Origin of the sequence: Aurantimonas aggregata (genome assembly GCF_010500835.1) — a bacterium.
Lineage (GTDB): Bacteria > Pseudomonadota > Alphaproteobacteria > Rhizobiales > Rhizobiaceae > Aurantimonas > Aurantimonas aggregata.
This window is the reverse complement of the sequence record NZ_JAAAMJ010000016.1, coordinates 87,253-96,832: the sequence shown is the minus strand read 5'-3', so window position 1 is coordinate 96,832 and position 9,580 is coordinate 87,253. Positions and strand designations below refer to the sequence as shown.

7 protein-coding genes and 1 pseudogene are annotated in these 9,580 nt (G+C 65.8%); 2 read left to right on the top strand and 6 right to left on the bottom strand.

Annotation, left to right across the window (positions count from 1 at the left end; all coding sequences use genetic code 11):
- Positions 1-126: 126 nt before the first annotated feature.
- The 5 genes from GTW51_RS17580 to GTW51_RS17560 are packed head-to-tail and all read right to left on the bottom strand — an operon-like array spanning position 127 to position 4,734.
- Positions 127-1,353 carry an ABC transporter substrate-binding protein gene (locus GTW51_RS17580; RefSeq protein WP_163045363.1) on the bottom strand — a complete coding sequence of 409 codons (1,227 nt, stop codon included), beginning with the start codon at positions 1,351-1,353 and terminating at the stop codon, positions 127-129.
- A gap of 56 nt (positions 1,354-1,409) precedes the next feature.
- A complete protein-coding gene (locus GTW51_RS17575) occupies positions 1,410-2,414 on the bottom strand; it encodes a branched-chain amino acid ABC transporter permease (protein ID WP_163045362.1) in 1,005 nt (334 codons plus the stop codon).
- 10 nt (positions 2,415-2,424) lie between these two features.
- Complete coding sequence (locus tag GTW51_RS17570; RefSeq protein ID WP_163045361.1) at positions 2,425-3,300, bottom strand: branched-chain amino acid ABC transporter permease; 876 nt, start codon at positions 3,298-3,300, stop codon at positions 2,425-2,427.
- The gene (locus GTW51_RS17565) at positions 3,297-4,013 is read right to left on the bottom strand and encodes an ABC transporter ATP-binding protein (RefSeq protein WP_163045359.1); all 717 of its coding nucleotides are present in this window, start codon (positions 4,011-4,013) and stop codon (positions 3,297-3,299) included. Before GTW51_RS17565 ends, GTW51_RS17570 begins: the two co-directional genes overlap by 4 nt.
- Positions 4,006-4,734: an ABC transporter ATP-binding protein gene (locus GTW51_RS17560; protein ID WP_203566151.1), complete on the bottom strand. Its 729-nt coding sequence runs from the start codon at positions 4,732-4,734 to the stop codon at positions 4,006-4,008. The genes GTW51_RS17565 and GTW51_RS17560 overlap by 8 nt, the downstream gene beginning before the upstream one ends.
- Before the next feature lie 214 nt (positions 4,735-4,948).
- Here GTW51_RS17560 and GTW51_RS17555 point away from each other — a divergent pair.
- Both GTW51_RS17555 and GTW51_RS17550 read left to right on the top strand, forming a co-directional pair.
- A pseudogene (locus GTW51_RS17555) lies at positions 4,949-6,234 on the top strand (ArgE/DapE family deacylase).
- Between the two features lie 145 nt (positions 6,235-6,379).
- A complete protein-coding gene (locus GTW51_RS17550; protein ID WP_163045357.1) occupies positions 6,380-6,994 on the top strand; it encodes a pyridoxamine 5'-phosphate oxidase family protein in 615 nt (204 codons plus the stop codon).
- Between the two features lie 36 nt (positions 6,995-7,030).
- Here GTW51_RS17550 and GTW51_RS17545 read toward each other — a convergent pair whose 3' ends face one another.
- Positions 7,031-9,550: a putative bifunctional diguanylate cyclase/phosphodiesterase gene (locus tag GTW51_RS17545; RefSeq protein ID WP_246233243.1), complete on the bottom strand. Its 2,520-nt coding sequence runs from the start codon at positions 9,548-9,550 to the stop codon at positions 7,031-7,033.
- Positions 9,551-9,580 lie beyond the last annotated feature (30 nt).

Below are 9,580 nucleotides of genomic sequence, written 5' to 3'. Positions count from 1 at the left end.
CGGGTCCGTTGAAATCGGAACGAAGCGGGATCGCTGAAGCCATGGCAAACCTCCGTTTGCCTCCATCGATTCAGACTTCGCCCGCCTTGGGAACCCCTACAGAGTCAGCTATCGCGCACGTTGGTATTACTGGGGCTTGGCCGAGCTGACGTTCTCGGGCCAGATCACCTGGTTCTTGCCATCCTGGATCTGCGCGACGGGGATCGGGACGAAGTCGGCGCCCGCCTTGATCGCATGGTCCTCGCCGAACTGGATGCGGCCGAGCAGGCACTCGTAGTCGGTCGCACCGATCGCCTCGGCCAGCGCCTCGGGCTCGGTGCCCGCAGTGTCGATGGCCCGCAGCGCGACGACCGCCGTGCAGTAGGCATGGGCGTGGCTGTAGTTCGCCGGCTCGCCGTACTCGGCCTCGATGCGGTCGGAGAACGCCTTCTGCTCCGGGTCGAGGTCGGGCGCGTACTGCAGCGCCGCCCAGTACATGCCTTCGGCGATGTCGGCGGCCTGGTCCATGAATTCCGGCTTGGTCGGGTAATAGATCGCCAGATGCGAGGTCTCGAGCGCCTGCTCCTGCAACTGGCGCACGAAGGCGACGCCGGAATTGACCACGGTGAACACCGACACCAGCACGTCCGGGTCGGCGTCGCGGACCTTGGAGAGCTGCGGGTAGAAGTCGGTTGTCACGGTCGGCACGGTCTCCGTCGCGACCACCGTCCAGCCGTCCTTCTCGAACAACTCGCCGATCTTCTCGGCGTTGGCGATACCGTAGTCGGTGTCCTCGACGACGAAGGCGATCTTCTTGTCGCCCGGCGGGACGATATCGCCCTCGAAGGCCCAGGCGTAGAAATCGTGCACGGCGATGCCGTAGCCGTCGCTGTTGTAGCCGCCCTTCCAGAACAGCTTGAAGCGGTCGGGATCGGACATCACCTTGTCGGCGATCGCCGAGGCGACCGGCTCGGCGCTGAGGATCGGGATGTTGTACTGCGGCGCCATCTCCATCAGCGCCAGCGTCACATGGCTATGCAGCGTGTCGCCGATGATCATCTTGACCCCGTCGCGGGTGATCAGGCGCTGTGCCGCGCTGATGCCGACCTCCGGCTTGGAGTTCGAGTCCTCGAGCACCAGCTTGATCTGCGCCGGGTTCTGGCTGACGTAGTCGCCCTTGCCCTCGTTCCATTCCTTGACCGCGAGTTCCATGCCTTCCTGGTGGGCCTTGCCGGTATTGGCGGCCGGTCCGGTTAGCGGCCCGATCGCGCCGATGGTGACGTCTTCGGCAAGGGCCGCGGGCGCGGCCGCGGCCATCATTGTTGCGGTCAGGAAGCCCGCCGAAAGCAGGCGGGAAATTTTCGAACGCGTCATCAGCTTCATCTCCGTTGGGTTATCGATCTTGGGACCGCCCGCCCGACAGGATCGGCTCAGGTTGCACGGGCGGGGTCGGCGGCAGGCGCCGGGCGGCCACGCCGCCCGCGTAGTTTCAAACCGGCAATGCCCTGTGGCGCGAGGAAGACGAAGGCCACGATCATCGCGCCATAGAGCAGCATGCGGTAGTCCCCGACCTCGCGCAGCACTTCCGACATGACCGTCAGCAGGAGCGCCCCGTAGATCGGGCCGAAGAACCGTCCGACGCCGCCGACGATGATCATCGCCAGGAGCGTGATCAGCATCTCCGGCCCGGCCACCGATGTCGGCGTCAGGATCAGGACGTAGTGGGCGTAGATCGCGCCGCTCAGTCCGACGACCGCGGCGCTGACGGCGAAGGCGAGCAGCTTCCATGTCGCCAGATGGATGCCGAGGCTCTCGGCTGCGGCTTCGGAATCCTTGATGGCAAGGAAAGTCAGGCCGGGCCGCGAGGTCAGGAAGATCAGCAGGGCAAGGTTCACCGCCAGGAAGAACACCACCGTCAGCGCGTAGGAGCCGATGGCGTTGCCGATGCCGAAACGTAGGGTCAGATCGCCCAATTGGATCGGGTCGAACGGCGGAATGCCCCAGAAGCCGAGTTCGCCGCGGGTGATGTCCTTGAGGTTGGAGAAGACCAGCCGGACGATCTCGGCGAAGGCAAGCGTGACGATCGCGACATGCGGCATGGACCGGATGCGCAGGATCGGCAGGCCGATGAAGATGCCGGAAATCGCCGCGGCCAGGGCGCCGATCCAGATCGTGATCCACGGGCTGACGCCGCCATAATAGGCGACGAGCGCCGAGATGTAGGCGCCCATGGCGAAGAAGGCGTGATGGCCTAGGGTCTTCAGGCCGAGGATGCCGAGCGTCAGGTTCCAGCCCGTGGCGAACACCGCGAAGATCAGGAACAGCGTCAGGATGTGCAGGATGTAGTCGTCGACGGGCAAAAAGGGGACGACGACGAGCAGCACGGCGTAGAGCAGGAGCAGAAGAAAGGGGCGCTTGCCGAAGACTTCGAGCATGGTCTCTTCCTCAGGCCTCGCGGCCGCTGAACAGGCCGTTCGGACGCACCCAGATGACGGCGATGAGGAACGTGAAGGCGACCACGTCCCGCCACTCGCTCGGCGCGAAGGCGACGGAGAAGGATTCGATCAGGCCGAGCAGGAAGCCTGCCGCGACCGCCCCGCCGAAGGAGCCGAGACCGCCGAGAATGACGACGGCGAACCCCTTAAGAAGATAGGAGACCCCCATCCACGGGTTCACCGAGATCAGCGGCGAAAGGAGGATCGCCGCGACGCCGGCAAGCGCCGCCGAAATCGAGAACACGGCCGTATAGACGAGGCCTGCCGGAATGCCGACGGCCTGCGCGGCCTCGGCATCCTGTGCCGTCGCCCGGATGATCCGGCCGAGCTTGGTGCGGTAGAGCACGATGGCGCAGGCCCCCATCACCGCCAGGGCGATGAGGAAGATGGCGATGCGCTGCCACGGCATGCGCAGGTCGCCGATCACGACGATGCCGTGGAAGAAATACGGCACCGCCTGGAACTGCTCGCCCCAGATCAGCTGGGCGCCGCTCTGCAGGAAGATCGACAGGCCGATCGTCGCGGCGATGACCTGGAACGGCCAGTCCTCGCGGCGCAGCAGCGGCGCGATGGTGAGGCGCTGGATGCCCGCGCCGAGGATGACGATGATGGCAAGGGTGATCGCCGAGGCGGCGAGAAGCGGCCAGCCGAGCGTCACCGCGAAGAGCAGGATCAGGTAGCCCGACAGCATCAGGAGTTCGCCATGCGCGAAGTTGAGGACGCGGGTGGTGCCGTAGACGAGCGCGATGCCGGAGCCGACAAGTGCGTAGATCGAGCCGGTGATCAGCCCGTTGATCAGGAGTTCCAGGAACTGCGCGCTGCTCATGACGCTTCCTCGCGCAGGCCGAGATAGACCCGCTTGACCTCGGGATGCTCCAGCATCTGCTCGCCCGAGCCGCTGAGCGCGACGCGACCACCCTCGAGCAGGTAGCCGCGATGGCTCATGGCGAAGGACGTCTTGGCGTTCTGCTCGTTGAACAGGATCGCGACGCCGCGCTCGTTGACCATCTTCATGATCGCGTAGACGTTCTTCACCATGGCCGGCGACAGGCCGAGAAAGGGCTCGTCCATCAGCAGGATCTTCGGGTCGGCCATGAGGCCGCGGGCGATTGCCACCATCTGCTGCTGGCCGCCGCTCAGCTTGCCGGCGGTGGCGTTCAGATGGTCCTTGATCTCGGGGAGCAGCTCCAGCACCCAGTCGAAGGAACTTCGCGCCTCCGCGCCGGTGCGGGTATAGGCGCCGAGCATGATGTTCTCGCGCACGCTCATCCGGGGAAACAGCCGCCGGCGCTCGAGCACGATGCTCATCCGCCGATGCGGGCGCACCGTCGCCGCCTTGCCCCGCAGATCCTCGCCGTCGAGCAGGACCTTGCCGGCCGAGGCCTTCTTCAGGCCCATGGCCGCCTTCAGGATGGTGCTCTTGCCGGAGCCGTTCGGCCCCATCACCGCGACCATCTCGCCGGCGCCGACGGTGATCGACACGTCCCAGAGAACCTGCGTGGCGCCGTAATGGACGTCGATGTTCTGCAGCTCAAGCATCGCCGTCGCCCAGATAGATGCGGCGGACGCCCTCGTGCTCGGCCACTTCGGCCATCGAGCCGGCGACGATCACCTCGCCCCTGTTGAGGAAGATCGCATCGTCGGCCAAGCCCAGGAGGACCTCCATGTTGTGCTCGACCACGACGATGGTGATGCCGCGCTCCTTGCGCATCCGCCGGATCAGGTCGAGGATCTGGGGGATGCTTGGCCGGTCGACGCCGCCGGTGACCTCGTCGAGAAGCAGGAGGCGCGGCCTGGTTGCCAGCGCCCGCGCCAGTTCCAGGCGCTTGCGCTGGCCGGTGCTCAGCATCCGCGCCGGATCATCCATCTTGGCCGACAGGCCTACGAAATCGACGTAGCTCGCCGCTTCTTCGCGCGCCGCATGCATCGGCGTCGATTTCGCGACGAGAGGCACCATGACGTTCTCGAGGACGGTCAGCCCGCCGAAGGGCTGGGTGATCTGGAAGGTCCTGGCGATGCCGAAATGACACCGGCTGCTCGGAGACTTGCCGGTGACGTCGTCGCCTTCGAAGATCACGTTGCCGGACGTCGGCCGGATCGATCCTGCGATGACGTTGAAAAGCGTGGTCTTGCCCGCCCCGTTCGGGCCGAGGATCGCGGTCGTCTGTCCGGTGCGGACCGAAAGATCCACCTCCTGCAACGCGACGATCCCGCCGAATTTCACGGTGACGTTCTCGACGTTCAGGAGAGCTGCCAGCATTCACGAACCTTTTATGCAAGGGCAAGCTAGCCATACAAATCCGGTCTGGCAATACGGCGTCGCTCAGTTTTTGCACAGCTTCTGGACACGAAGGCGGACTGGTCAGTTTCTGGGCGAATTCGTTCGCATCCCGTATTGACGAGGCGAAGTGACCCCGCCTATCCAGAGTGGACACCGTCGGACATCCCGGCGGCGGCGTGCGGGAAAGCTGGCCATGCCCCTCGATCCAAAGCTTCGGCAGGACATCCTGGCATCCGTTGCCACCGGCTTCGGGGCGCAGGTGGCCTTCACCCAGAAGCTGGTGTCGTTTCCCTCGACGCGGGGCGACGAGCACGCGATCCAGGACTTCCTCTTCCAGGCGATCCGATCGCGCGGCTACCGCGTCGATCGGATCGCCTGGACAAGGCAGCAATCGCCGCCCATCCCGGCGGCGCCCCGTGGTCGGACGAACATTCCGACGCGCCGATCGTCGTCGGCATCCACCATCCGCGCGAAGAGACCGGCCGCTCCCTGATCCTGCAGTCGCATCTCGACGTGGTGCCGCCCGGCCCCGCCGCCATGTGGGAAACGGGTGCGTTCGAGCCGCGGATCGCCGGCGACTGGCTGTTCGGGCGCGGGGCGGCGGACATGAAGGCCGGCGCGGCCGCCAACCTGCATGCGCTGGACGCGTTGCGCCGGCTGGGACTGCAGCCGGCCGGGACGGTCTACATCCAGTCGGTCGTCGAGGAGGAATCCACCGGCAACGGCGCCCTGATGACGCATCTGCGCGGCTACAAGGCCGACGCCGTGCTCATTCCCGAGCCGGAAGACGAGATGCTGGTGCGCGCCAATACCGGCGTCGTGTGGTTCCAGGTGGAAGTCGCAGGCCTGCCGGCGCATGTCCGCGAGATGGCCACCGGCACCAACGCGATCGACGCGACCTACCGCATCATCCAGTCGCTGCGGCAGCTCGAGGAAGCGTGGAACGCCCGCAAGGACGAGCATGCCTTTTTCGACGAGACTCCGCACCCGATCAATCTGAACATCGGCAAGATCGAGGGCGGCGACTGGGCCTCCTCGGTGCCCTGCTGGTGCCGGATCGACTGCCGCATCGCCATCTATCCGGGGACCGACGCATCCGTCGCCGCCGCGGAGATCCGCGACCATGTCGCCGCCTTCGCCCGGCACGATCCCTACCTCTCCAACAATCCGCCGACTGTGACCTTCAACGGCTTCCGCGCCGAGGGCTACGTCCTCGATCCGGGCTCGGCGGCCGAGGCGGTCCTGGCAGAGGCACACGAGGCGGCCGTCGGCGCGCCGTTGAAGAGCTTCACGACGCCGGGCTATCTGGATACCCGCGTCTATGCGCTGTACGACCGCGTGCCGGCATTGTGCTACGGTCCGGTTTCCCGCAACATCCACGGCTTCGACGAATGCGTCAGCCTGTCGTCGGTCCAACGCATCACCGGCGCCATGGCCCTGTTCATCGCCGAATGGTGCGGGACCGAAACGATTGCGTGAGTGCTCGGCACCGCCCTTCGCCGCATGCCGGGCCCGGCTGCAGAACACGGCCCCGCCGACGGCTTGCTCGGCACGAAGTATCCGGGCGGATAGCGGCGGAAGCTAGGACAGGACGCGAACCGGCAGTGCCGGACAGGGAGACGAGATGAGCACGATCAAGACGGTTGAGGAACTGCGGACGGTCTACAAGGCGCCGATGGAGCGGGCGGTGCTGAAGGAGATGGTGGGGCTCGACAAGCACGCCCGGGCTTTTCTGGAACGCTGCCCCTTCGTCATGATCGGCTCCTGTGCCGAAAGCGGCCGCGCCGACGTCAGTCCGAAGGGCGATGCGCCCGGCTTCGTCCACGCCCTCGACGACCGCACCGTCGCGATCCCCGACCGGCCAGGCAACAACCGGCTCGACACGTTCGAGAACATTCTCAGCAATCCCCAGGTCGGACTGATCTTCCTCGTTCCCGGCATGAACGAGACCCTGCGGATCAACGGCCGGGCCGAGATCAGCACCGACGCCGACCTGATGGCGCGGTTCGAACACCGGGGCAAGCTGCCGATCAGCGTGATGGTGGTGCATGCCGAGGAGGTCTATTTCCACTGCGCCAAGGCCTTCATCCGGTCGGGCCTCTGGGACCCGTCGACCTTCATCGAGCGCGGCAGCTTCCCATCGTTCGGCGCGATGATGAAGGACCAGATCGCGCTCGAGGAAACGGCGGCGGAGATCGATCGGAACCTTGAGGAGCGCTACCGGCTGACGCTTTACTGACGCACGCCGGAACCATCCAAGTCACGTCTTGAGGCGCTACGACACCAGCTTGTCGGCGCAGGCGAGCTTGGACGACTTCTGTTCCGGCGCGCTGCCATCGCTTGGCACCAGAGCCAGTATCGTTGGCCTGGCGCCGAGAATTTCCGTCAGTTCGCGTCCCGTCAGGAACGGCCCCAGGGCGCTCGCCGTGCGGGGCGGACTGAAGAGATAGCCCTGAACTTCCGTGCATCCCTCGAGGCGAAGCCGTTCGAACTGGACCTCGGTCTCGACCCCCTCGGCCGTGATCGTCATGCCCAGGCTGATGCCAAGTCCCGTCACGGCGCGCACGATGGCCGCGTCCTGGGGATTATCGGCAAGCTCCTTGATGAACGACTGGTCGATCTTGATCTTGTCGAAGGGGAACTGTCTCAGATAGCCGAGAGACGAGTAGCCCGTGCCGAAATCGTCCATCGAGATGCGCACGCCGAGTTCTCGCAGCTGATGCAGCGTGGCGAGGTTGATCTCGCTCTCCTGCAGCAGCACCGATTCCGTGATCTCCAGCTCGAGCCGGCTGGCGGCGAGCCCGGATGACTCCAGCGCATTGACCACGGCCGGGACGAGATTGCGGCTCTTGAACTGAACGGGCGACAGGTTCACCGCGATGCTGAGATCTTCCGGCCAGTTCGCGGCCTCCGTGCACGCCTGTAGCAGCGCCCATTCGCCGAGCGGCACGATCAGGCCGATTTCCTCGGCCATCGGAATGAACTCCGCCGGCGAGACCATGCCGCGCTCGGGATGATGCCAGCGCATCAGCGCCTCGAACCCGCTGACGGTGCTCGATCGGGCGGTGATCACCGGCTGGTAGTATAGCTCGAACTCTCCGGCCGCCATGGCGTTGCGCAGGTCGAGGTCGAGCGCCCGCCGCGCCCTGAGCCGCGAGTCCATCCCCTGCTCGAAGAAGTGGAAGGTGTTGCGACCGTCGGCCTTGGCCCGGTAGAGCGCCACATCGGCGTTCTTCAACAGGACGTCCGGCTGGTTGCCATCGCCGGGTGCCAAAGCGATCCCGATGCTGGTACCGATGACGATCTGGTGTCCCTCGATCTCGTAGGGGGCGCTGATCGCCTCGATCAGACGGCGTGCCAGGATGCTGGCCTCCGCCGGCGTCTTGACCGCCGGCTGGATCACCGCGAATTCGTCGCCGCCGAGACGGGCGACGATGTCCCGCTCCCCCAGGCAGTCGCGAAAGCGTTCGGCGACGGCCTGGAGCAGCTTGTCGCCGATCGGATGGCCGAGCGTGTCGTTGACGCTTTTGAAGTGATCGAGGTCGAGGCAGAAGATCGCCAGCTTCTCGTCCCGCTCGCGGATGCCACCCAGCGCCTTGTCGAGCCGCTCGCGGAACAGCACGCGGTTGGGTAGGTTGGTGAGCGCGTCATGGTGGGCCATGTGCGCGATGCGCGCCTCGGCCTTGCGCCGTTCGGTGACATCCATGACGGCTACCAGCACAGCCGGTCGCTCGTCGACGCTGAGCACCCGCAGATAGGGATAGACGACGATCTCCGACCCGTCCGCCTTGAGGTGCCGCCAGGCCTCCTCGGCCTCGTAGCCTTCCTGGACGTTCTGCAGCACGGCCCGTGCCGTCTCGCGGGTCTCCTCCGGCCGGATGTCGAGCACCGACATGCCAAGAAACGCCTCGCGGCTGTAGCCGTAATGTCGGACGGCGGCATCGTTGACCTGGAGGAAACGCAGCGTGGAAGGATCATACAGCCACATCGGCACGGGATTGCTGTCGAACAGCAGCCGGAACGAGGCTTCGCGCGCCTTCACGCCGGCGATGTCGGTGAGCGTGACAGACAGGAGATCGCGAACCGGCGAGATGCCGATCTTGACGTGCCGGATCCCCTCCGCGCCCGGAAAGGAAATCTCGAACTGCCGGCGCTCGCCGGTCTCGAGCGAATGCCTGAGTTGGGCGAGCACGCCATGCTCCTCCAGATTCAGGTCGATCTCGGACAGCCGCCTCCATTGCAGCTTGTCCTGCGTCCTGCGCAGCAGGCGGCAGGCGCCGTCATTGACCGAGATGATCTGGAAGTCGTTTGGTCGACCCTCCTCGTCGCGGATGGCCGTCAGCGCGAGCATGCCCTCGTCCGTCGCGCTGAACATCGTGTCGACGAGGCTGTAGCGCTCGTTGCGATCCTCCATGCAGGCGAGGATCACCGGGGGGCCCCAACGGCTCTTCAACGGAAACGCCACCACGTTGTACGTCTCGACGATGCCGTCGCTGACGACATGCGCCAGCGCCCGACTGGGCTCGCCAAACCGCAGTGCCGCCGCGATGACCTCTCCCAGCGCGAGCCTGCACTCCGGCCGGAGATCTTCGACCGGAATATCGGCGCCATCCTGACCGAGCCATTTCCGGAACGTCTCGCCGAACCGCACGATCCGGAACCCGCCGCTCTCGTCCTGCACGATCAGCGCGAGTTGTTCGGCCACCTGACCGAGGCTGCCCAGCGCGACATCCTCGTAAGGCGGCAGCCGTGCCCCGGCTCGGGCCGCAAGCCAGCGGCGATAGAGGCCGTCCAATGCAGTGGTGCGAACGAACGCATCCGGGAA

Excerpts from the sequence above, each read along its gene's own strand:
- GTW51_RS17580 (WP_163045363.1), bottom strand. The coding sequence starts at position 1,353 with ATGACGCGTTCGAAAATTTCCCGCCTGCTTTCGGCGGGCTTCCTGACC.
- GTW51_RS17575 (WP_163045362.1), bottom strand. The coding sequence starts at position 2,414 with ATGCTCGAAGTCTTCGGCAAGCGCCCCTTTCTTCTGCTCCTGCTCTAC.
- GTW51_RS17570 (WP_163045361.1), bottom strand. The coding sequence starts at position 3,300 with ATGAGCAGCGCGCAGTTCCTGGAACTCCTGATCAACGGGCTGATCACC.
- GTW51_RS17565 (WP_163045359.1), bottom strand. The coding sequence starts at position 4,013 with ATGCTTGAGCTGCAGAACATCGACGTCCATTACGGCGCCACGCAGGTT.
- GTW51_RS17560 (WP_203566151.1), bottom strand. The coding sequence starts at position 4,734 with ATGCTGGCAGCTCTCCTGAACGTCGAGAACGTCACCGTGAAATTCGGC.
- GTW51_RS17550 (WP_163045357.1), top strand. The coding sequence starts at position 6,380 with ATGAGCACGATCAAGACGGTTGAGGAACTGCGGACGGTCTACAAGGCG.